At 55.6% G+C, this 21786-nt stretch carries 19 protein-coding genes; 9 read left to right on the top strand and 10 right to left on the bottom strand.

All coding sequences use genetic code 11. The features are described 5' to 3' along the window. Window positions 1–2 precede the first annotated feature (2 nt). Window positions 3–2165, top strand: coding sequence for a YccS family putative transporter (gene yccS / locus AC2FAJ_RS10110; RefSeq protein ID WP_041910602.1), 2163 nt, complete (start codon window positions 3–5; stop codon window positions 2163–2165). Here the strand turns inward: yccS and AC2FAJ_RS10105 are convergent. Then, on the bottom strand, window positions 2122–2748 hold the full coding sequence (locus tag AC2FAJ_RS10105; RefSeq protein ID WP_041910603.1) for a TfoX/Sxy family DNA transformation protein: 627 nt from the start codon (window positions 2746–2748) through the stop codon (window positions 2122–2124). The genes yccS and AC2FAJ_RS10105 overlap by 44 nt on opposite strands. Window positions 2749–2965: 217 nt before the next feature. Between AC2FAJ_RS10105 and sulA the strand changes: the two genes are divergently transcribed. Together sulA and ompA are read left to right on the top strand one after the other, a co-directional pair. Further along, complete coding sequence (sulA, locus tag AC2FAJ_RS10100; protein ID WP_041910604.1) at window positions 2966–3475, top strand: SOS-induced cell division inhibitor SulA; 510 nt, start codon at window positions 2966–2968, stop codon at window positions 3473–3475. Between the two features lie 354 nt (window positions 3476–3829). After that, complete coding sequence (gene ompA, locus AC2FAJ_RS10095; RefSeq protein WP_108780329.1) at window positions 3830–4885, top strand: porin OmpA; 1056 nt, start codon at window positions 3830–3832, stop codon at window positions 4883–4885. 63 nt (window positions 4886–4948) lie between these two features. Here ompA and matP read toward each other — a convergent pair whose 3' ends face one another. Then, window positions 4949–5401 carry a macrodomain Ter protein MatP gene (matP, locus tag AC2FAJ_RS10090; RefSeq protein ID WP_023332611.1) on the bottom strand — a complete coding sequence of 151 codons (453 nt, stop codon included), beginning with the start codon at window positions 5399–5401 and terminating at the stop codon, window positions 4949–4951. 185 nt (window positions 5402–5586) lie between these two features. On the opposite strand from matP, the gene AC2FAJ_RS10085 reads away from it, so the two are divergent. Beyond that, entirely contained in the window at window positions 5587–7347 is a 1761-nt protein-coding gene (locus AC2FAJ_RS10085) for an AAA family ATPase (RefSeq protein WP_485454100.1), read from the top strand. Between the two features lie 68 nt (window positions 7348–7415). After that, window positions 7416–7934, top strand: a complete 519-nt coding sequence (gene fabA / locus AC2FAJ_RS10080; RefSeq protein WP_000227926.1) for a bifunctional 3-hydroxydecanoyl-ACP dehydratase/trans-2-decenoyl-ACP isomerase — start codon at window positions 7416–7418, stop codon at window positions 7932–7934. A 71-nt stretch (window positions 7935–8005) separates the two neighbouring features. Here the strand turns inward: fabA and rmf are convergent, their stop codons facing one another. The 6 genes from rmf to rlmKL form a co-directional block, all read right to left on the bottom strand. Beyond that, the gene (gene rmf / locus AC2FAJ_RS10075) at window positions 8006–8173 is read right to left on the bottom strand and encodes a ribosome modulation factor (RefSeq protein ID WP_013097261.1); all 168 of its coding nucleotides are present in this window, start codon (window positions 8171–8173) and stop codon (window positions 8006–8008) included. A 256-nt stretch (window positions 8174–8429) separates the two neighbouring features. Further along, the gene (pqiC, locus tag AC2FAJ_RS10070; RefSeq protein WP_041910606.1) at window positions 8430–8996 is read right to left on the bottom strand and encodes a membrane integrity-associated transporter subunit PqiC; all 567 of its coding nucleotides are present in this window, start codon (window positions 8994–8996) and stop codon (window positions 8430–8432) included. Further along, a complete protein-coding gene (gene pqiB, locus AC2FAJ_RS10065) occupies window positions 8993–10633 on the bottom strand; it encodes an intermembrane transport protein PqiB (RefSeq protein WP_028012598.1) in 1641 nt (546 codons plus the stop codon). Before pqiB ends, pqiC begins: the two co-directional genes overlap by 4 nt. Window positions 10634–10637: 4 nt before the next feature. Next, complete coding sequence (gene pqiA, locus AC2FAJ_RS10060) at window positions 10638–11891, bottom strand: membrane integrity-associated transporter subunit PqiA (protein WP_041910607.1); 1254 nt, start codon at window positions 11889–11891, stop codon at window positions 10638–10640. A 12-nt stretch (window positions 11892–11903) separates the two neighbouring features. Next, complete coding sequence (locus AC2FAJ_RS10055) at window positions 11904–13811, bottom strand: ABC transporter ATP-binding protein (protein WP_485454099.1); 1908 nt, start codon at window positions 13809–13811, stop codon at window positions 11904–11906. 12 nt (window positions 13812–13823) lie between these two features. Continuing rightward, window positions 13824–15932 carry a bifunctional 23S rRNA (guanine(2069)-N(7))-methyltransferase RlmK/23S rRNA (guanine(2445)-N(2))-methyltransferase RlmL gene (gene rlmKL / locus AC2FAJ_RS10050; RefSeq protein ID WP_485454098.1) on the bottom strand — a complete coding sequence of 703 codons (2109 nt, stop codon included), beginning with the start codon at window positions 15930–15932 and terminating at the stop codon, window positions 13824–13826. Between the two features lie 98 nt (window positions 15933–16030). Here rlmKL and AC2FAJ_RS10045 point away from each other — a divergent pair, with 98 nt between their 5' ends. Next, entirely contained in the window at window positions 16031–17140 is a 1110-nt protein-coding gene (locus AC2FAJ_RS10045) for a YcbX family protein (protein WP_047368226.1), read from the top strand. Here the strand turns inward: AC2FAJ_RS10045 and zapC are convergent. After that, window positions 17137–17679, bottom strand: coding sequence for a cell division protein ZapC (gene zapC, locus AC2FAJ_RS10040; RefSeq protein ID WP_045630034.1), 543 nt, complete (start codon window positions 17677–17679; stop codon window positions 17137–17139). The genes AC2FAJ_RS10045 and zapC overlap by 4 nt on opposite strands. 165 nt (window positions 17680–17844) lie before the next feature. Next, complete coding sequence (gene pyrD, locus AC2FAJ_RS10035; protein WP_045261711.1) at window positions 17845–18855, bottom strand: quinone-dependent dihydroorotate dehydrogenase; 1011 nt, start codon at window positions 18853–18855, stop codon at window positions 17845–17847. Between the two features lie 249 nt (window positions 18856–19104). On the opposite strand from pyrD, the gene ssuE reads away from it, so the two are divergent. The 3 genes from ssuE to ssuD are packed head-to-tail and all read left to right on the top strand — an operon-like array spanning window position 19105 to window position 21777. Continuing rightward, complete coding sequence (ssuE, locus tag AC2FAJ_RS10030) at window positions 19105–19680, top strand: NADPH-dependent FMN reductase (RefSeq protein ID WP_028012591.1); 576 nt, start codon at window positions 19105–19107, stop codon at window positions 19678–19680. Continuing rightward, window positions 19673–20635, top strand: coding sequence for a sulfonate ABC transporter substrate-binding protein (locus tag AC2FAJ_RS10025; RefSeq protein WP_028012590.1), 963 nt, complete (start codon window positions 19673–19675; stop codon window positions 20633–20635). Before ssuE ends, AC2FAJ_RS10025 begins: the two co-directional genes overlap by 8 nt. After that, window positions 20632–21777 (top strand): FMNH2-dependent alkanesulfonate monooxygenase, encoded by a 1146-nt coding sequence (ssuD, locus tag AC2FAJ_RS10020; RefSeq protein ID WP_028012589.1) that lies wholly within the window; start codon window positions 20632–20634, stop codon window positions 21775–21777. The genes AC2FAJ_RS10025 and ssuD overlap by 4 nt, the downstream gene beginning before the upstream one ends. The last annotated feature ends 9 nt before the right edge of the window (window positions 21778–21786 follow it).

The raw sequence follows: 21786 nt of genomic DNA, 5'->3' as shown, positions 1-21786 counted from the left end.
TTATGCTAAGTCCACTGCTTCGCCGTTATACCTGGAACAGCGCCTGGCTCTACAACGTCAGGATATTTATCGCGCTTTGCGGCACGGCTGCCCTGCCGTGGTGGCTGAATGATGTCAAGCTCACCATCCCCCTCACGCTGGGGGTGGTGGCCGGAGCGCTGGCGGATCTGGACGATCGCCTGGCCGGGCGTTTGCGGAATCTTGTCATTACGCTCGTCTGTTTTTTTATCGCCTCCGCGTCCGTTGAGTTACTTTTCCCCTGGCCGTGGCTGTTTGCTCTGGGCCTTACACTCTCCACCAGCGGGTTTATTTTGCTGGGCGGTCTGGGGCAGCGCTATGCCACTATCGCCTTTGGGGCCCTGCTGATCGCCATCTACACCATGCTGGGCGTTTCCCTGTACGACCAGTGGTATCAGCAGCCTGTGCTGCTGCTGTTGGGCGCCATCTGGTATAACCTGCTGACGTTAACCGGCCACCTAATCTTCCCGGTTCGTCCTCTGCAGGATAACCTTGCCCGCAGCTATGAGCAGCTAGCCCATTATCTGGAACTGAAATCCCGGCTGTTCGACCCGGATATCGAGGAAGAAAGCCAGGCGCCGCTTTACGATCTGGCGCTGGCAAACGGCCAGCTGGTCGCCACCCTTAACCAGACGAAAGCCTCGCTGCTTACCCGTCTGCGCGGGGATCGCGGCCAGCGCGGCACGCGCAGAACCTTGCACTACTATTTTGCCGCTCAGGACATTCATGAGCGCGCCAGCTCCTCACACGTTCAGTATGCCGCCCTGCGCGAGAAGTTCCGCTACAGCGACGTCATGTTCCGCTTTCAGCGCCTGCTGTCCATGCAGTCACAGGCATGCCAGCAGCTCGCGCGCTCCATTCTTTTGCGCACGCCCTATCAGCACGACTCCCGCTTCGAACGCGTGTTTAGCCATCTTGATGCGGCGCTCGACCGCGTGCAGGCCAGCGGAACGTCACCGGAACAGATCAAAGCGCTGGGTTTTCTGCTCAACAACCTGCGGGCGATTGATGCTCAGTTGGCGACGATTGAGTCCGAGCAGGCGATGGCACTGCCGGGCAGCGAGGTGGATAACCAGCTTGCAGATGACAGCGTGCACAGCGTGAGCGATATGTGGCTAAGGCTGAGCCGCAACTTCACGCCGGAGTCGGCGCTGTTTCGTCACGCGGTGCGAATGTCCCTGGTCTTATGCGTGGGGTATGCTTTTATCCAGATAACCGGTTTGCACCACGGCTACTGGATCCTGCTGACCAGCCTGTTTGTCTGTCAGCCGAACTATAACGCCACCCGACACCGCCTGGCATTGCGTATTATCGGCACCCTGGTCGGCGTCGCGATCGGCCTTCCGGTGCTCTATTTCGTGCCGTCCATTGAAGGACAGCTGATCCTGATCGTGATCACCGGCGTGTTGTTCTTCGCGTTTCGCAACGTGCAGTACGCCCATGCCACAATGTTCATCACGCTGCTGGTTCTGCTCTGCTTTAACCTGCTGGGTGAAGGGTTCGAGGTCGCCCTGCCCCGCGTACTCGATACCCTGATTGGCTGCGCTATCGCCTGGGCCGCCGTCAGCTTTATCTGGCCGGACTGGCGTTTCCGTAATCTACCGCGCGTGTTAGACAGGGCTATGAACGCCAACTGCCGATACCTGGACGCCATCCTTGAGCAGTATCATCAGGGCCGCGATAACCGCCTGGCTTACCGGATAGCGCGCCGCGATGCGCACAACAGCGATGCGGAACTGGCCTCGGTGGTCTCTAACATGTCAACGGAGCCTCGCGCCACGGCCGAGATTCGTGAGACGGCTTTCCGTCTGCTCTGCCTGAACCATACCTTCACCAGCTATATTTCCACGCTGGGCGCCCATCGCGAAAAACTCACCAACCCGGGCATCCTCAATCTGCTGGATGACGCGGTCTGTTATGTCGATGATGCACTGCATCACCGGCCAGCCGATGAACCGCGCGTGAGACAGGCGCTGGATGAACTTACCCAACGTATTGCGCATCTTGAGCCCGGAAACGACAGCAAAGCGCCTCTGGTGTTACAGCAGATTGGCCTGCTCATCGCCCTGCTGCCAGAAATTTGCCGGCTGCAACAACAAATCGCTACCTGGAGGAGTGATTCTCCAGTGGCTCAGGCAGCGCATTAAACCACTCCGTCAACTCCCGGCGAATGCCGGCCGGGAGTGCCGCCTCATGCAGCCCCTCGATCGCCCCTTCCAGCGCGAATAGCACTTTGATACTCAGCGCTTTATTTTTCGCCCGCATCTTCAGCCAGCTCTCCCTAGCGCCAAGCGCCCGCAGCGTTTCTTCGTTGGTGATGCCCGCTTCAAAGAGCAACACTTCCAGCTGAAAGGTCAGGTTTGGCAGGTCCTTAAGTCGATTGCGCTGATGCCGCTGGTAACGCTCTTTTCTTGCCGCATTAAGTGCGAAAGTGGAGAGCTGAAGCAGACGCTCCCTGTCCTGCCATAGCCCGTCATCCACCCGGTAATAGTTGAGAAGCACCGGACGGCCCCGCTTCATCAGGGTCAAAAAAGACGCGGCATTTTTCACACAGTATTTCGCACTTTCTTCACAGGCGCGGAGGTAGAGCTCACCTTCTGACACCATGGCAAAAACCGCATCATCCACTGCCAGGGTATAGCCGCCGAACAGCGCGCGATGATGAATTTCACCCAGTGGTGACAGGTATTCCTGGGATTTATAAATCCGTTCATAAGATATCTTTTTCATGATATTTCCCTTCAAAATCATAAAGTAACAACGAAATTTCTTACTAGCGGATCCGTTAGCAGGAAAATAGGCAACTTAGCGTCGTTGAGCAAGATGATTTTTCGAAGGACATCAACATTGAATGAATTTTGCGAGTCGCTTTCCGAAAATGAGGTTGATCTTTATGCATGCAGGGGTTACTGTATATCCATACAGTAACTACAGGGCTGGAATGAATATGTACACTTCAGGCTATGCAAATCGCTCAACTTCTCTCTCCTCTACCGCGGGCACTGTCGCGCAGAACACCGTTGGGGGTGCTTCGACGGGGCTTATTAGTGAAGTGGTTTACCGTGAAGACCAGCCTCTGTTGACCCAACTCCTGCTGCTTCCGTTATTACAGCAGCTTGGTCAGCAATCACGCTGGCAGCTCTGGCTGACGCCGCAGCAAAAACTGAGCCGCCAATGGGTGCAGTCTGCAGGCCTGCCGCTGGCAAAGGTTATGCAGATCAACCAGCTTTCTCCCTGCGATACCGTCGAATCGATGATTCGCGCGTTACGCACCGGAAATTACAGCGTGGTGATCGGGTGGTTACCGGAAGAGTTGACGGAAGAGGAACATTTTCGTCTGACCGAAGCGGCTGAAGAAGGGAATGCGATCGGGTTTATCATGCGCCCGGTTCGTCCAGATTCTTATCGCAGAGGACAACTTTCTGGGCTAAAAATTCACTCAAATTTGTATCATTGAGTGAAATTAAGATTTTTCCTGGAATTTTTTTTGACCGCAGGATGCGGTTTTAGTTCCCGGCCTCAAAATTGCGGCAAGGCTTGTCTGGTGCGGTTCTCCTTAATTTTATTGCACAAAATTCGTTCTAAAAATGTTAAATAATAGGTATACGGAACTTTTTTTTTCATATGCCTGACAGACTTCACACTTGTAAGTTTTCAGCTACGTTGTAGACTTTACATCGCCAGGGGTGCTCGGCCTAAGCCGAAGATATCGGTAGATTTATATTTGACCACGCCCCCCGGTGAAGGATTTAACCGTGATTCTCTCTTGAGACCTTCATGGCGAATTTTGGATGATAACGAGGCGCAAAAAATGAAAAAGACAGCTATCGCGATTGCAGTGGCACTGGCTGGCTTCGCTACCGTAGCGCAGGCCGCTCCGAAAGATAATACCTGGTATGCAGGTGGTAAACTGGGCTGGTCTCAGTTCCATGACACTGGCTGGTACAACAGCAGCCTGAACAACGATGGCCCTACTCACGAGAGCCAGCTTGGTGCAGGTGCGTTCGGTGGCTATCAGGTTAACCCGTATGTTGGCTTTGAAATGGGTTACGACTGGTTAGGTCGTATGCCATACAAAGGCGACACCATCAATGGCGCTTTCAAAGCTCAGGGCGTTCAGCTGACCGCTAAACTGGGTTACCCAGTAACTGACGATCTGGACGTGTACACCCGTCTGGGCGGCATGGTATGGCGTGCAGACTCCAGCAACAACATCGCTGGCGACGACCATGACACTGGCGTTTCCCCAGTATTCGCTGGTGGCGTTGAGTGGGCTATGACCCGTGACATCGCTACCCGTCTGGAATACCAGTGGGTTAACAACATCGGTGACGGTGCTACCGTTGGCGTTCGTCCAGACAACGGCATGCTGAGCGTAGGTGTTTCCTACCGTTTCGGCCAGCAGGAAGATGCAGCACCAGTTGTTGCTCCAGCGCCGGCTCCAGCTCCAGAAGTACAGACCAAGCACTTCACTCTGAAGTCTGACGTTCTGTTCAACTTCAACAAAGCGACCCTGAAACCAGAAGGTCAGCAGGCACTGGATCAGCTGTACACCCAGCTGAGCAACCTGGATCCTAAAGACGGTTCTGTAGTGGTTCTGGGCTTCACCGACCGCATCGGTTCTGACGCTTACAACCAGAAACTGTCTGAGAAACGTGCTCAGTCTGTTGTTGATTACCTGATCTCTAAAGGTATCCCAGCTAACAAGATCTCCCCACGTGGTATGGGCGAATCTAACCCAGTTACTGGCAACACCTGTGACAACGTTAAAGCTCGCGCTGCACTGATCGACTGCCTGGCACCAGATCGTCGCGTAGAGATCGAAGTTAAAGGCGTTAAAGACGTTGTAACTCAGCCAGCGGCATAAGTTATCGTCTTATAAAAAAACCCCGCCATGCGGGGTTTTTTATTGTCTGAAGAAAACTAAAATCTATTTTTTGCCCAACAACGCCTGAAGGTCGTTTTTCAGCGACGACATCTGGTTGGCGTACTTCTCTTTATGTTCGGCATCCTCAATCAGCTGCACGATAGTTTCCGACAGGGTCTTACCACGCCGTTGTGCCAGCCCGGCCAGACGCTGCCAAACCACGAACTCCAGGTCGATGGATTTTTTCCGGGTATGCTGATGCTCAGCATTAAAATGCCGTTTACGTCGCGCGCGGATAGTTTGCTTCATCCGGTTTAACAACGCAGGATTAATGTGCTTCTCAATCCAGCCATTGACCTGTACCGGTTCATTTTCGAGGGTCAGCAAAATATCCACGGCTTCTTGCGCAGCGCTGGCTTCGATGTAGCAGGTGATCAGCTCCCCTTCACGGTGCTTTTTGACCAGGTACTTCCATTTCCAGCCGCTTTCGAGATTTTCCAGTTGTTGATATTTCATTGCGATCTCAGTGTTACCACGTAACTCTGTTCAGAATATCAGTTTTTTAGCAATCTGCTGAAAAGAAATCATATCCTGTGAGTGACTGCAGCCAATCCGCCTGCTGAAATACCAATCCTGCTTGGGTAGAGCCCCCCGCTTACGGTATACTCCACGCTTTTACATCTGACTAAAAAACATCAACTTTGACCATTACGAAACTAGCATGGCGTGACCTTGTTCCGGATGCCGAGAGCTATCAGGAACTGTTTGCACAGCCCGATCTCGCAAAAGAACACGAATTCATCCTTAGCGATACGCAACCACGCTTACATTATGCGCTGGAGCAGACGTTAAGCCCGTGGGCGACATCGCCCTTCATGCTGCTGAAAGCCCCGGAAGAAGCGGAATATCTGTCGCTGCTTGGGGATGCCACGCGCCAGCTGCGGCCAGACACCACCGCGGTATTTGGCGGCCAGTATCGTATCGCGGGGCATAATATTACCTTCGGACCGGCGGACCAGGCCGACGGTCGTTTTGCTACTAACGGCGAGGTAATTACCGCTAATTGGGTCGAGGCTGAACAGCTGTTTGGCTGTCTGCGCCAGTTTAACGGCGAGCTTTCCCTGCAGCCGGGGCTGGTGCATCGTGCAAACGGCGGCGTGCTCATCATCTCTCTAAGCACTTTGCTCGCGCAGCCGCTGCTGTGGATGCGTCTGAAAACCGTTGTGACCCAACAGCGCTTTGACTGGGTCGGTTACGACGAGTCTCGTCCTCTTCCTGTCTCCGTGCCGTCAATGCCGCTGTCGCTGACCGTCGTGCTGACGGGTGACCGCGAATCGCTGGCGGACTTCCAGGAGATGGAGCCGGAACTGGCCGAGCAGGCAGTTTACAGCGAATACGAAGACAACATTCAGATTGCCGATGCGGACGACATGGCGCAGTGGTGTCAGTGGGTGATGGCCGTGGCGGAACGTTTTGCATTGCCAGCGCCTGCCGCCGACGCGTGGCCGGGTTTAATCCGCGAAGCCGTTCGCTATACCGGTGACCAGGAAACCTTGCCTCTCTGCCCGCTCTGGATCGGCAAGCAGCTGCGTGAAGTCGGTACGATCAGCGGTAACGGTGCGTTTACTGGCGAACAGCTCACGCAGATGCTGGCGCAGCGAGAGTGGCGCGAAGGCTATCTTGCTGACCGCATGCAGGATGAAATTCTGCTGGAACAAATTCTGGTCGAGACAGAAGGCGAACGCGTTGGGCAGATCAACGCCCTCTCGGTGATCGAGTTTCCTGGCCATCCGCGCGCGTTCGGTGAACCCTCGCGAATCAGCTGCGTTGTGCATATTGGCGACGGCGAGTTTACCGATATTGAACGCAAGGCCGAACTGGGCGGCAACATTCACGCCAAAGGCATGATGATCATGCAGGCATTTTTGATGTCTGAGCTGCAGCTTGAGCAGCAAATCCCCTTCTCCGCCTCGCTGACGTTTGAGCAGTCCTACAGCGAAGTGGATGGCGATAGTGCCTCAATGGCGGAGCTGTGTGCCTTAATCAGCGCCCTGGCGGACGTGCCGATCAACCAGAACATTGCTATTACCGGTTCGGTCGATCAATTTGGTCGTGCTCAGCCCGTTGGCGGTCTGAACGAAAAAATTGAAGGCTTCTTCTCTGTCTGTCAGCAGCGCGGTTTAAACGGCAAACAGGGTGTGATTATTCCGGCGCCTAACGTACGCCATCTCAGCCTGTGCCAGGATATTCTGGACGCGGTTGAACAGGAACAATTCGCCATCTGGGCCATCGAAGGGATTGAGGATGCACTACCCTTACTGACAAACCTGGTTTGGGATGGCGAAGGTCAGACAACTTTGATGCAGACTATCCAGGAGCGCATTGCTCAGGCGACGCAGCAGGATGCTCGCCATCGTTATCCATGGCCGTTACGCTGGCTGGGCTGGTTCAGTTCGAACTGATCGGACTTGTTCAGCGTACACGTGTTAGCTATCCTGCGTCCTTCACTAAAATAAGGCTTACTGAGAACATGGTAGATAAACGCGAATCCTATACAAAAGAAGATCTTCTTGCCTCTGGTCGCGGAGAACTGTTTGGCGCGAAAGGCCCACAGTTACCGGCCCCGAACATGCTGATGATGGACCGTGTCGTGAAAATGACCGAAACCGGCGGCAACTTCGATAAGGGTTACGTAGAAGCAGAACTTGATATCAACCCGGACCTGTGGTTCTTCGGTTGCCACTTTATTGGCGATCCGGTAATGCCTGGCTGCCTGGGCCTGGATGCCATGTGGCAGCTGGTTGGCTTCTATCTGGGCTGGCTGGGTGGTGAAGGTAAAGGCCGCGCGCTGGGCGTGGGCGAAGTGAAATTCACTGGTCAGGTTCTGCCTACGGCGAAGAAAGTCACCTATCGTATTCACTTCAAGCGCATCGTTAACCGTCGCCTGATTATGGGCCTGGCGGATGGCGAAGTGCTGGTAGACGGTCGTCTGATCTATACCGCGAACGACCTGAAAGTGGGTCTGTTCCAGGACACTTCCGCGTTCTGATATCGCTTTAAGCGACCCCGGAAAGGCGAAACCTCCGCAGTGCGGAGGTTTCTTTTTTTAAAGAGACGTTATCAGGCTATAAGTGCCCTGTCGCCGATGGCTTCTCGCCAGCCTCCAAGCCATTGTGACCTTTGATTTATCGTCTGATAAGGACACATTTCTTTCGAACGTCCAGCGATGCCGGCCTGATAACCACGTTGATGAGCCCGTTCCAGGCGATCTCGTTTCTGTCTCTTCATGCCTCGTTTCCCTCATTCTTTTGTCTGGTGGAAAGAAAACAGTGTCCGCGCCAGATGCGCAGGCACAGATAACGAATACCCCGAATTAGTCCCAGCGTCAATGTTCAAAATTCATACGGGTGTCATATTTGTGAGCTAGCCAGAAGATCATTTGTACAAAAAATGTGACCCGGCACAAGTAACAACCTGACGCAAAAACGAAAAAAAAACCGCAATCAGCACCAGGCCGATTGCGGTTTTTGACGATGAATTTTACTTATGGCAGCCGGGAAATTTCCCTGGCGATACTGGCTGACTCCTGCGCCCAACCCTGAGCCAGCACTTTCACCATTTCATCATAGCCATCCTTCTGCTGCTTCAGCTCCAGATGGAAAGGACGCTTAATCAGCTGTCCCTGATGATTCAACAGCCACTCGCCGCTGATGACAACGGCACCGTCATAACGGCCGTGGAAGCCCGTTACCGTGACGTTCAGCGTGTCCTGATCGCTTCCCAAAGGCTGGGAGGCAACAACCCAGCCCGGAAGCTGACTGCCCAGATTCGCCACCAGCGTGTTGCGTAACTGCTGGTCCAGCGGGCTGGCCCACAGGTTGTTGTTGGCGATAACGTACTGTACATCGCTGGTCTGATAGACCACCCCGTTGCCGGCCAGGTAATCCGGCACGGCGACCTGCTCAACCCACAGCAGACGGTTGCCCTGCGAGGCGGAACTTTGCGTAACCGCATGCGTCACCAGAGGCAGCTGGTAGTAGCTTTTCGTTTCGCTCCCGGAGCTACAGGCCGTGAGTACCATCGCTCCTGCAATCGCTAGCCATTTTTTCATTGTTTCGCCCTCTTCGGCTCAGGATCCTTTTTATCTTTCGCTTCGAACACCAGCGCGTTGCTCTTCTCGTTGAGCGTTTTCAGAACCGGCTGCAGTTCACGCAAGACCTGATCGAGACGCTGCATATCTGCCACCATCTTGTTGTACGCCGCCGAGCCAGGCTGGAAGCCCTGCATACTGCGATTCAGCTCGCGCAGCGTTTTCTGCATATCCTGCGGCAGCTGCTGCATACTCTGGTTTGCAGTAATCTTGTTGATGTTATCCAGCGTGGTCTGCAGGCGCTGCATTGTCGCCTGGCTTTGATGTAACGAACCTGTCGCCGCCTCAATCATTGGGTTCAGAGGCAGATTGTTAATTTTATCCAGCGTTTCCATGAGACGCTGCTGGATCTGGGCCAGACCGCTGCTTACCGTTGGGATGATCTTGTAACCACCAAACTCACGCATACCGGTAATCGGCGGCGCTTTTGGATAGAAGTCCATATCGACATACAGTGCGCCGGTCACCAGGTTACCGGTTTTCAGCGAGCCGCGCAGACCGCGATTCATCAGGTCGGTGATGTGCTCGCCGATATCCTGATTCTCACCAATCTGGTTGATCAGGCGCTCAGGCTCAATGCGGATCAGCACCGGAATACGGTAATCATCATCAAGCATCTGCTTAAGGCCTGGAACAAAGTAAGGCACTTGTCCCACCGTCCCCAGACGAATACCGCGGAACTCAACGGGCGCCCCAGGCTGCAGGCCGCGAACAGAATCCTTAAAGAACATCAGGTAGTCGATGTGATCGGTATAGAGTGCATCCTGAATGCTTTTTTGATCGTCGAACAGGCGGAAAGCAGTGTTCTCCGCAACCGGCTGCCCCAGGTCCAGACCTTCGGGTACGTCAAAACTCACGCCGCCGCCAAACAGTGTTGTCAGCGAGCCCATTTCTACACGCATGCCCGCCGAGGTCAGATCCACCGCGATGCCGCTGTCTTTCCAGAAACGGACGTTGCTGGTAACCAGACGATCGTTAGGCGCATTGATGAACAGCTGATAGCTGATGGATCTTTTCTGAGGATCAAAGGTGCTTTTCTCCACCGAACCCACGCGATAGCCGCGGAAAAGTACCGGGTCGCCCGCCGTGAGCTGGCCCGCTTTTTTACTGTCGAGGATCACGCGGATACCTTTTGCATCAGGCGGTGCTAGCGGCGGTGAATCCAGAAGCTGGTACTGCGCCGGCTGGCTGCCTTTTGCACCCGGCTGCAGTTCGATGTAGGCACCTGAGAGCAGCGTTCCTAAGCCGCTGATCCCTTCACGTCCCACCTGCGGTTTAACCACCCAGAAAACAGAATCGCCGTGCAGGAGTTTTTCCATGCCGGCATTAAGACGCGCCTTAATCTCCACATGGGTTAAATCGTCGGTCAGGGTTGCGCTTTCCACCACGCCCACATCCACGCTGCGGCTTTTGATGGTCGTTTTACCGCCCTCAATTCCTTCGGCATTGGTGGTAATCAGCGTCACTTCCGGTCCCTGATGGCTGTAGTGATAAAACAGGATCCATGCACCGATCAGCGCGGTCACGATGGGGAAAATCCACACCGGCGACCAGTTTTTGACCTTCTGCACTTTCGCCTCTCCACTCTTATTTTCCATGCTCTTACTCTTCCTCATGGCTTGATTCAGGCTCACGATCCCACGATAAACGAGGGTCGAAGGTCATGGCCGCAAACATGGTCATAATTACCACCAGTGCAAACATTAAAGCCCCCATCGCGGGATAAATACTCATCAAACCGCCCATCCGCACCAGCGCAGAGAGAACGGCAATCACAAACACGTCGATCATTGACCAACGACCGACAAATTCGACCACTTCGTAAATCAGATGCATGCGTTCACTGTCGCGTTTTCCGTGGCCTTTTGCATCCCAACAGAGCCAGGCAATGGCGATCATTTTTAAAGTGGGCACCATGATACTGGCGATGAAAATCACGCCGGCGACAGGATAGGATCCTTCGCTCCACAGCAGTATGACCCCGGCGAGGATCGTCGAGGGCATTTTATCGCCGAGCAAATCGGTGATCATAATCGGCAGAATATTAGCGGGCAGATACAGCATGACGGACGTGACCAGCAGTGCCATCGTCCACTGCAGGCTATTTTTACGGCGAACATGGCCCTTCGTTTCGCAGCGCGGACAAACCTCAAGATCGGCGGGCAGCACGGCGGTACAGCACGGACAAGAACGGAGCCCCTGGCGGATACCCGGCACGCCGACCTTCACCGTCTGCGCGAGCGTCGGTGCCGGGGCGATATCGTCCCAGGCCCAGCGCCTGTCCACGCACTGGAAAGCACGCAGCTGCAGGACACAGTACAGACACCAGGGAATAAAACTGCTGCCTATCCCCACGTCGCCGTACGCCATCAGCTTCACGAAACTGACCAGTATCCCTGCGAGAAAGATCTCGGCCATCCCCCAGCTTTTGAGCTGAAAAAGGATGCGCGCGAGCCGGATTTTCAGCGGTGACGGCATCCTGACGCGGTTAACCAGCAGCAGGATGATGACCAGGCAGAACGCCGGGACTATCTGGACGAAGAGCAGAAAAAAGGTGCCGAGGCTGGCGTAATCTTCCGAGAACATCACGCCCGGGATTTCAAGCAGATCCACCTGGCTTGTCATCCCGCCTACCTTCATATAGACGAAGGGGAAGAGATTGGAGAGCAGCAGCATGAACAGTGCTGCCAGCGCGTAAGCGGTGGGACGCTGCCGCGGCGCGTCCCACTCTGTTGTCAACGTCGCGCCACAGCGTGGACACTGGGCTTTATGTCCGTGACCAAGCTCTGGCAACGCCACGAGCAAATCGCATTGCGAGCATAATATATGCCTGTCGGCATGGTGCTGGTCACACATATTTAATCCCTGTTATGCGCCGTTTTTCAGAGACTCAAGGTACTCCCAGCGCTCAAATGCTTCTTCCAGGGCTTTTTCAGCCGCGGACATTTCAGCCAGTACTTTCTGAGTATAGTCATGCGATTGGGTAAAGAATGAGGCATCAGCAACCTGCGCTTGCAGCTCCTCAAGCGCGGCCTCCAGCTCTTCAAGACGCTGAGGTAGCCCCTCCAGTTCGCGCTGCAGGTTATAGCTTAGTTTAGCCGAGGTTTTCTTGACAGTTTCTGCTTTTGTTACAGCAGGTTCAGAACTTGTTCTGGACTTCGACTGTTTCTGCGCCAGAGACTGCGACTGCTGCCCTTTTGCGTCGTGATAACCGCCCACGTACTGGCCAATTCGCCCTTCACCTTCTAAGATCCAGCACTCGGTCACGGTGTTATCCACGAACTGACGATCGTGGCTAACCAGCATCACGGTTCCCTGATACCCATCGATCAGCTCTTCGAGTAATTCCAGCGTTTCGACATCCAAATCGTTCGTCGGTTCATCGAGGATCAACAGATTACTTGGCTTCAGGAACAGACGGGCCAGCAGAAGACGGTTACGCTCCCCGCCAGACAGCGCGCGCACCGGTGTCATGGCGCGTTTCGGGTGGAACAGGAAGTCCTGCAGGTAGCCCAGAACGTGACGCGGCTTGCCGTTTACCATCACTTCCTGTTTACCTTCGGCGAGGTTGTCCATCACCGTGCGGTCCGGATCCAGCTCCGCACGGTGCTGATCGAAGTAGGCCACTTCCAGCTTGGTGCCACAGTGAATGCGACCGCTGTCGGCCTGCAGCTGGCCCAGCATCAGCTTCAGCAGCGTGGTTTTGCCGCAGCCGTTCGGGCCGATGAGCGCAATTTTGTCCCCGCGCTGAACCTGCGCAGAGAAATCTTTCACCAGCACCTTGCCGTCAACCTGGTAGTTAACGTTTTCCATTTCGAAGACAATCTTGCCGGAGCGGGACGCCTCTTCCACCTGCATTTTGGCGCTGCCCATGACTTCGCGGCGCTCGCTGCGCTCGCGACGCATCGCCTTCAGGGCACGCACGCGGCCTTCGTTACGGGTACGGCGGGCTTTGATGCCCTGGCGGATCCAGACCTCCTCCTGCGCCAGCTTGCGGTCGAACTCCGCATTCTGCAGCTCTTCCACGCGCAGGTTTTCTTCTTTCTCCAGCAGATAGGTGTCGTAATCGCCAGGATAGGTGACCAGCTTGCCGCGGTCGAGGTCAACAATGCGCGTCGCCATATTGCGAATAAACGAACGGTCGTGCGAGATGAAGATGATGGTGCCGCTGAAGGTTTTCAGGAAACCTTCCAGCCAGTCAATTGCTTCGATATCCAGGTGGTTGGTTGGTTCGTCCAGCAGCAGTACCTTAGGGCCGCTGACCAGCGCGCGCCCCAGCGCCGCTTTACGCAGCCAGCCGCCGGAGAGCGCCGACAGCTCCATGTCGGGTTCCAGCCCGAGCTGCGCCAGCACCTCGTTAATGCGGTTTTCCAGCTGCCACAAACCGTGGTGATCGAGCATCTCCTGCACTTTCGCCAGTTCGTTGAGATTCTTGTCGCTCGGGTCGGTCATCACCAGATGCGAAATCTCGTGATAGCGCTTCAGGTACTCCGCCTGCTCGGAGATGCCTTCCGCCACGAAATCGTACACGCTGCCGGTCACATGACGCGGCGGATCCTGCTGGAGGCGGGAGACGATCAGATCCTGCTCGTATACGATGCGGCCATCATCCAACCCCTGCTCGCGGTTGAGGATTTTCATCAGCGTGGATTTACCCGCGCCGTTACGGCCCACCAGACAGACGCGCTCGTTATCTTCGATATGCAGCTCTGCATTATCGAGAAGCGGTGAGTCGCTGAAAGAGAGCCACGCGCCGTGCATACTAATTAATGACATTTATTTTTCCTTTCAGACCGCGGTAATCAACCAGCAGTTATGAATTTGACGGTTACGGGCGAAGTCCTGAGACAGCGTTTTTTGACTGATTTCTTGTGCTTTCAGTCCCAGGGCTGCCAGGCCGTCATGATCCATACGGAAGCCGCGTTTGTTATTCGAGAACATAATGGTGCCGCCTTTGCGCAGCAGGCGCTTCAGGTCGGTCATCAGGCGCAGGTGATCGCGTTGAACGTCAAAGCTATCCTCCATGCGCTTGGAGTTAGAGAAGGTCGGCGGATCGATAAAGATCAGGTCGAACTGCTCGTCGGTATCGCGCAGCCAGCCCAGCACGTCGGCCTGCATCAGGCGATGCTGACGTCCGGTTAAGCCGTTCAGACGCAGGTTACGCTCGGCCCACTCGAGATAGGTGCGGGACATATCCACCGTGGTAGTGCTGCGCGCGCCGCCGAGACCGGCATGCACGCTGGCGCTGCCGGTGTAGGAAAACAGGTTGAGGAAATCTTTGCCCTTGCTCATCTGGCCGAGCATACGGCGGGCGATGCGGTGGTCGAGGAACAGGCCGGTATCAAGATAGTCGGTCAGGTTCACCCACAGGCGAGCGTTGTATTCGCCCACTTCGATAAAGTCGCCCTTTTCGCCCATCTTCTGGTACTGGTTTTTACCCTTCTGACGCTCGCGGGTTTTCAGCACCAGCTTGTTCGGCACAATCCCCAGCACGGCAATGGTGGCCGCAATGACGTCCAGCATGCGCTGGCGCGCTTTTTGCGCATCGATGGTTTTCGGCGGAGCATATTCCTGAATCACCACCCAGTCCGCATAGCGGTCAACCGCCACGTTGTACTCCGGCAGGTCGGCATCGTACAGGCGATAACACTCGATCCCTTCCTGCTTCGCCCATTTTTCAAATTTCTTCAGGTTCTTGCGCAGGCGGTTGGCGTAATCCTCTGCCACGCCGGTTGGCTTGCTGTCCGCCGCTTTCTCTGCCAGATGATAGTTTTTCTGCACGCAGTCCAGCGGGCCGTTTTTCGCTTTAAACTGGCGATCGGCACGCAGCTGCAGGCAGCTCAGCAGCTCCGGCGAGGCGCTGAACAGAGACAGATTCCAGCCGCCGAAGTGGTCCTTCATATTGCGGCCCAGCAGGCTGTGCAGGGCAATCAGCGCAGGCTCGCTGTCCAGACGCTCGCCGTATGGCGGGTTGCTGATTACGGTCCCGTACGGGCCCTTCGGCAGCGGGTTGGTCAGGTTCGCCACGTCTTTCACCTCGAAGGTAACCAGCTCGCCGATACCGGCGCGACGGGCGTTGCTGCGCGCGCGCTCAATGACGCGAGGGTCGCTATCCGAACCGTAGAAATGAGAGGTATATTCCGCCAGCCCCTTACGCGCGCGGGTCTGCGCGTCGTCTTTAACCTCTTTCCAGAGCGCTTCGTCGTGCTGCGCCCAGCCTTTGAAGCCCCAGTGGCCGCGGTGCAGCCCCGGCGCACGGTCGGTTGCCAGCATTGCAGCCTCAATCAGCAGCGTACCGGAGCCACACATTGGGTCGAGCAGCGGCGTGCCCGGCTGCCAGCCGGAGCGCATCACGATGGCGGCGGCCAGGGTTTCTTTGATCGGCGCCATACCGGTGCGATCGCGGTAGCCGCGCAGGTGCAGACCCGCGCCGCTCAGATCGAGGGAGATGCTCGCCGTGTCGCCGTTCAGCCAGACGTTGATACGCAGGTCCGGGTTTTCGCGATCAACGTTCGGACGTTCCTTATTTTTACGCGTGAAGCAGTCCACAATGGCGTCTTTTACGCGCAGGGCGCCGTACTGGCTGTTGCGGATCTCGTCGTTCACGCCGTTGAAATGCACCGCGAAGGTGGCGTTAGGCGTGAAGATCTCTGTCCAGTCGATCATCTGTACGCCGGTGTAGAGATCCAGGTCGCTATAGACCTTGCATTCCTTCATCGGCAGCATGATGCGCGACGCCAGACGGCTCCACATCAGGCTCTGGTAAATAAGCCGCGTGTCGCCCTCAAAATGGACACCACCCTGAACCACCTGACACTCTTGCGCGCCCAGGCTTTCCAGTTCAGTTTTTAACAGCTCTTCCAGCCCACGGGCCGTACTGGCAAACAGAGAATTCATATCGTCACTTTTACTCTTAGAAAATTGTCGCGCATTATAGCTAATATGGCGTGTATGTCATAAAGTTGAAGGCTTATTTTCATTCGAGGGAGTGTGCAGTGGCGACGTTATCCAGGCTTTTTATTCATCCGGTGAAATCCATGCGCGGCATCGGCGTCACTCACGCGCTGGCAGACATGAGCGGGTTCGCCTTCGATCGTATTTTTATGGTCACCGAGCCTGACGGTACGTTTATCACCGCACGCCAGTTCCCTCAGATGGTTCGCTTTACCCCTTCCCCGCTTCACGACGGTTTGCACCTTACCGCGCCGGACGGTTCCAGCGCGGTGATTCGCTTTGCGGATTTTGCGGCTGTCGACGCGCCAACGGAAGTATGGGGCAACCATTTTACCGCGCGCATCGCCCCGGATGAAATTAACCGCTGGCTGAGCGGCTTCTTCTCCCGCGACGTGCAGCTGCGGTGGGTTGGGCCGGAACTGACGCGTCGCGTAAAGCGCCACGACGCCGTTCCCCTCTCCTTCGCGGATGGCTTCCCGTTCCTGCTCACCAACGAAGCGTCTCTGCGTGATTTACAGAATCGCTGTAAAGCCAGCGTACAGATGGAACAGTTCCGCCCGAATCTGGTCGTGACCGGAGCGGACGCCTGGGATGAAGACACCTGGAAAGTCATCCGCATTGGCAGCGTCATCTTTGATGTCGTCAAACCCTGCAGCCGCTGCATTTTCACCACGGTAAGTCCTGAGAAAGGCCAAAAGCATCCTTCCGGCGAGCCGCTGAAAACGCTGCAATCGTTCCGTACCGCGCAGGACAACGGCGATGTCGATTTCGGCCAGAACCTGATCCCGCGATCCAGCGGCGCAATCCGCGTAGGCGATGAGGTTGAAATTCTCGCCCGCGGGCCGGCGCGAGTGTACGGCTCAGGCCAGGAAGAAGAAATGGTCGAGGTTGAGACGAATGTCGCCACTGGGGTGGATATTCACTGGCAGGGCAAGGTTATTCGTGGCAACAATCAACAGGTTTTACTGGAGCAGCTGGAGCAAGCCGGTATTCGCGTACCGTATTCCTGCCGCGCGGGAATTTGCGGATGCTGCCGCATCAAGCTGCTGGAGGGAGAAGTGAGTGCACTGAAAAAATCTGCAATTGGAAATGACGGCACAATCCTGTGCTGTAGCTGCGTACCGAAAACGTCGGTACAACTGGAAGCTTAAACCGCTTGTTCGAGGCGGAAGGCATCGACGCGCAGCTGTGGCTTCAGCCTGTCATTCATGACTTTGATCGCATCACCTAACTGCATTACGCGCCCGGCAATCGTCACGCCGGGCTGCGCCAGCAGACAGAGTGCGGCGTTTTCGCCCGGTTCAACCACTAACAGGCTCACCTCTTCGGCGGTATCGCTCAGGTTAACGCTGGCCGCATCGCCCGTTGCTGGCGTCCAGTCCATGCCGTGAGGCAGGAAATGCCAGCTTTTCGGCATTTGCGGTTTCAGGAAACGGATAGCCACCAGCGCATTTAATACCAGTTCGGCACGCTGCTCTTTAGAGAGCATCAGGTCGCGGCATTTTTCTTCGAAGGAGAAATAAAGCGCCGCATCGTCAACGCAAAAGCCCGATGGAGAAAACGCGTCCGGGGTTAACATTCGGCGGGCAAAACGAGAACGAAACAACATGCCATTGGCTAAATCGAGCATCATACGGTCATGCTCGTCGCAAAAATACCAGCGCCAGTTATCGTCAGGTTTAATTCGCATGTGCCTCTCCCGTCCCCAAACGTCCTGTACTAAAAATGTCCTGTTCGCCGCTTCGTTTATAACACTAGTAATAAAAGACGATAATGTCTAAATAAGCAACAGTGACGGAATATAAAACAACCAGGGCTGGAAATAAAGCCCTGGTTGTCTGATTAAGAAAAAAGATTAGATATGCGTAACGATTTCTTTAATCAAAGGCGGGCCTTTAAAAATAAAGCCGGAATAGATTTGCACCAGTGACGCACCGGCCGCCATCTTCTCGCGCGCAGCAATCACCGAGTCGATACCGCCGACGCCAATAATCGGTAAACGGCCTTTTAATTCCGCAGACAGCGCGCGAATAATTTCGGTGCTTTTTAATTGTACCGGACGGCCACTTAACCCACCCGCTTCGTCACAGTTTTTCATTCCCTGAACGAGCGAACGATCGAGCGTGGTATTCGTTGCAATCACCCCGTCAATATTATGGCGAACCAAACTGTCGGCAACCTGGATCAATTCTTCGACAGAAAGATCCGGCGCGATCTTCACCGCGACCGGAACATATTTATGGTGGATCGCCTGGAGTTCATTTTGTTTATTTTTAATGGCACTCAGAAGATCGTCCAGCGCTTCGCCATATTGTAAGGAGCGCAGCCCCGGGGTATTGGGTGAGGAAATATTCACCGCGATATACCCGGCATAGGCGTAGACTTTTTCCATACAAATCAGGTAGTCATCTTTACCCTGCTCAACGGGCGTATCTTTATTTTTGCCAATATTGATGCCTAACACCCCATCAAAATGGGCTTTCTTCACGTTCTCTACCAGATGATCAACGCCGAGGTTATTAAAGCCCATGCGGTTGATCAACCCTTCGGCTTCGACCAGGCGGAACAGGCGCGGCTTGTCATTTCCCGGCTGCGGGCGCGGCGTGACGGTACCAATTTCGATGGAGCCAAAGCCCATCGCGCCCAGGGCATCAATGCACTCGCCATTTTTGTCCAGACCGGCCGCCAGACCCAGCGGATTTTTAAAGGTCAGCCCCATGCACTGCACAGGCTTTTCCGGCACGTTTTGACGCACCAGGGCCGCCAGAGGCGTTCCTGTAATACGACGTAATTGCTGGAATGTAAATTCATGAGCGCGCTCGGGGTCGAGCTGGAAAAGGGCTTTACGAACGAAGGGGTAGTACATGAACTCTCCTGGATTCCCGGTGTGCAAACCGGGAGGGGATTATGGGCGATCCCGTCACGAAAGGGAATTGACCTGCGGCAAAAAAATCGGTGTAAAACGCAATCGTTTACCTCCCACTCTCTTTCTTATGCAGTTTTTCGCAGTTTAATTGCGGATAAATCATTTAGTGGAATAACCGCGCGGTGTCACACTCCTGAAAATTGTTATGAATGTTAGATAAAAGCAAACAATTAGTTATAAGGAGGAAGTATGCGCGTCATTACCCTGGCCGGAAGTCCACGATTCCCTTCGCGTTCCAGCGCCCTGCTGGAATATGCCCGCGACAAGCTCAATGCCCTGGACGTGGAAGTGTGCCACTGGAATCTGCATAACTTCGAACCTGAAGATTTGCTGTATGCCCGCTTCGACAGCCCCGCGCTGAAAACCCTCACTGAGCAGCTCAAGGAAGCGGACGGCCTCATCGTTGCGACCCCGATTTATAAAGCCTCTTTTTCGGGCGCGCTGAAAACGCTGCTCGATCTTCTCCCCGAGCGCGCACTGGACGGCAAAGTGGTTCTGCCGCTGGCAACGGGCGGCACGGTGGCCCATTTACTGGCGGTAGATTACGCCCTGAAGCCGGTGCTAAACGCCCTGAAGGCGCAGGAGATCCTTCACGGCGTTTTCGCGGATGATTCGCAGGTCATTGACTACCAGCATAAGCCGCACTTCACGCCGAATCTGCAAACGCGCCTTGATGCCTCGCTGGAAACTTTCTGGCACGCGCTGCATCGCCGGGATATCCAGGTTCCTTCTTTTAATCCGCCGCAGGGAGTCGCACATGTTTAAAACCTTAACCCGCCTCGGACTGGCTGGCCTGATGGCGTTTACCGCGCTGGCACATGCCGCAGAAACCGCACCGGACAGTTTACGGATTGGCTACCAAAAAGGCAGCGTCAGTATGGTGCTGGCAAAAAGCCACCAGCTGCTGGAAAAACGCTTCCCGGACACCAAATTCTCATGGGTGGAGTTCCCGGCAGGGCCGCAGATGCTTGAAGCCCTGAACGTCGGCAGTATCGATCTGGGCAGTACGGGCGACATCCCGCCTATTTTCGCTCAGGCTGCCGGGGCAGACCTGGTATACGTCGGTGTAGAACCCGCTAAGCCGAAAGCCGAAGTCATCCTGGTACCTGAAAACAGTGACATTAAAAGCGTCTCCGACCTTAAAGGGCGTAAGGTCGCTTTCCAGAAAGGTTCCAGCTCGCACAACCTGCTGCTGCGCGCCTTACAGGAAGCTGGGCTCAAGTTCACCGACATTCAGCCCGTTTACCTGACGCCCGCCGACGCGCGCGCCGCGTTCCAGCAGAAAAACGTTGATGCCTGGGCTATCTGGGATCCGTACTACTCCGCGGCATTACTGCAGGGTGGCGTACGGGTGCTGAAAGACGGTACCACGCTGAAGCAAACCGGTTCGTTCTACCTCGCCTCACGCCCTTACGCCGAAAAAAACGGCGCGTTTATTCAGGGCGTACTGGATACCTTTACGCAGGCAGATGCCCTGACCCAGAGCCAGCGTCAGGCGAGCATCGCCCTGCTGGCAAAAACCATGGGCTTACCTGAGCCGGTGATCGCGAGCTACCTCAGTCACCGTCCGCCCACCACCATTGCGCCTGTCGACGCACACGTCGCCGCGCTTCAGCAACAGACTGCTGACCTCTTCTATCAAAACCGCCTGGTACCAAAACAGGTCGATATTCGCGAACGCATCTGGCAGCCCGCTGGCAAAGAAGGAGCTAAATCATGAGTCTGAATCTTTTCTGGTTTTTACCCACCCACGGTGATGGACACTATCTTGGTACAGAAGAGGGCTCGCGCCCGGTTGACCATGGCTATCTTCAGCAGATTGCCCAGGCGGCGGACCGAATCGGTTTTACCGGCGTGCTGATCCCGACCGGACGCTCGTGCGAGGATGCCTGGCTGGTGGCCGCGTCGATGATCCCGGTCACCCAGCGCCTTAAATTCCTGGTTGCATTGCGTCCGAGCGTCGTTTCACCCACCGTGGCGGCGCGTCAGGCAGCAACGCTGGACAGGCTCTCCAACGGCCGCGCTCTGTTTAACCTGGTGACGGGCAGCGATCCGCAGGAGCTGGCGGGTGACGGCGTGTTCCTCGACCATACCGAGCGCTATGAAGCCTCCGCCGAATTTACCCGCGTCTGGCGACGCCTGCTGGAAGGCGAAACCGTCACCTTTGAAGGTAAGCATATTCACGTTCGCGACGCGAAGCTCTACTTCCCGCCAGTGCAGCAGCCGCGCCCTCCGCTCTATTTTGGCGGATCGTCGGATGTGGCCCAGGATCTGGCCGCCGAGCAGGTCGATCTCTATCTGACCTGGGGCGAGCCGCCCGAGCTGGTGAAAGAGAAAATTGCCCAGGTCCGCGCCAAAGCCGCCGCCCATGGCCGCAAGGTGCGCTTCGGGATTCGCCTGCACGTGATTGTGCGCGAAACCAATGAAGAAGCCTGGCAGGCGGCAGACCGTCTGATCTCCCATCTGGACGATGAGACCATTGCGAAGGCGCAGGCTGCGTTTGCCAAAACCGACTCCGTCGGGCAGCACCGCATGGCCTCTCTGCACAACGGCAAGCGCGAGAATCTGGAAATCAGCCCGAACCTGTGGGCGGGCGTGGGTCTGGTACGCGGCGGCGCGGGCACGGCGCTGGTCGGCGACGGGCCAACCGTGGCTGCACGTATTAATGAATACGCTGACCTGGGCATCGACAGCTTTATTCTCTCCGGCTATCCGCACCTGGAAGAGGCCTACAGGGTGGGCGAGCTGTTATTCCCGCATCTGGATGTCGCCGTTCCGGAAATTCCGCAGCCGCAGCGGCTCCAGCTGCAGGGCGAAGCCGTGGCAAACGAGTTTATTCCGCGCAAAGCCGCACAGAGCTAAGGAGTGACC

The sequence above is a fragment of the Enterobacter cloacae complex sp. 385G4 genome, assembly GCF_057320665.1.
Note: the sequence above shows the minus strand (reverse complement) of the source record. Positions and strands in the feature narration are given on the sequence as shown.

Coding starts and splice junctions, on each gene's coding strand:
- rmf (WP_013097261.1), bottom strand. CDS start 8,173: ATGAAGAGACAGAAACGAGATCGCCTGGAACGGGCTCATCAACGTGGT.
- sulA (WP_041910604.1), top strand. CDS start 2,966: ATGTACACTTCAGGCTATGCAAATCGCTCAACTTCTCTCTCCTCTACC.
- yccS (WP_041910602.1), top strand. CDS start 3: ATGCTAAGTCCACTGCTTCGCCGTTATACCTGGAACAGCGCCTGGCTC.
- pqiA (WP_041910607.1), bottom strand. CDS start 11,891: ATGTGTGACCAGCACCATGCCGACAGGCATATATTATGCTCGCAATGC.
- zapC (WP_045630034.1), bottom strand. CDS start 17,679: ATGCGAATTAAACCTGACGATAACTGGCGCTGGTATTTTTGCGACGAG.
- pqiC (WP_041910606.1), bottom strand. CDS start 8,996: ATGAAAAAATGGCTAGCGATTGCAGGAGCGATGGTACTCACGGCCTGT.
- pqiB (WP_028012598.1), bottom strand. CDS start 10,633: ATGGAAAATAAGAGTGGAGAGGCGAAAGTGCAGAAGGTCAAAAACTGG.
- matP (WP_023332611.1), bottom strand. CDS start 5,401: ATGAAATATCAACAACTGGAAAATCTCGAAAGCGGCTGGAAATGGAAG.
- ompA (WP_108780329.1), top strand. CDS start 3,830: ATGAAAAAGACAGCTATCGCGATTGCAGTGGCACTGGCTGGCTTCGCT.
- rlmKL (WP_485454098.1), bottom strand. CDS start 15,932: ATGAATTCTCTGTTTGCCAGTACGGCCCGTGGGCTGGAAGAGCTGTTA.
- AC2FAJ_RS10025 (WP_028012590.1), top strand. CDS start 19,673: ATGTTTAAAACCTTAACCCGCCTCGGACTGGCTGGCCTGATGGCGTTT.
- fabA (WP_000227926.1), top strand. CDS start 7,416: ATGGTAGATAAACGCGAATCCTATACAAAAGAAGATCTTCTTGCCTCT.
- AC2FAJ_RS10105 (WP_041910603.1), bottom strand. CDS start 2,748: ATGAAAAAGATATCTTATGAACGGATTTATAAATCCCAGGAATACCTG.
- AC2FAJ_RS10055 (WP_485454099.1), bottom strand. CDS start 13,811: ATGTCATTAATTAGTATGCACGGCGCGTGGCTCTCTTTCAGCGACTCA.
- pyrD (WP_045261711.1), bottom strand. CDS start 18,855: ATGTACTACCCCTTCGTTCGTAAAGCCCTTTTCCAGCTCGACCCCGAG.
- ssuE (WP_028012591.1), top strand. CDS start 19,105: ATGCGCGTCATTACCCTGGCCGGAAGTCCACGATTCCCTTCGCGTTCC.
- ssuD (WP_028012589.1), top strand. CDS start 20,632: ATGAGTCTGAATCTTTTCTGGTTTTTACCCACCCACGGTGATGGACAC.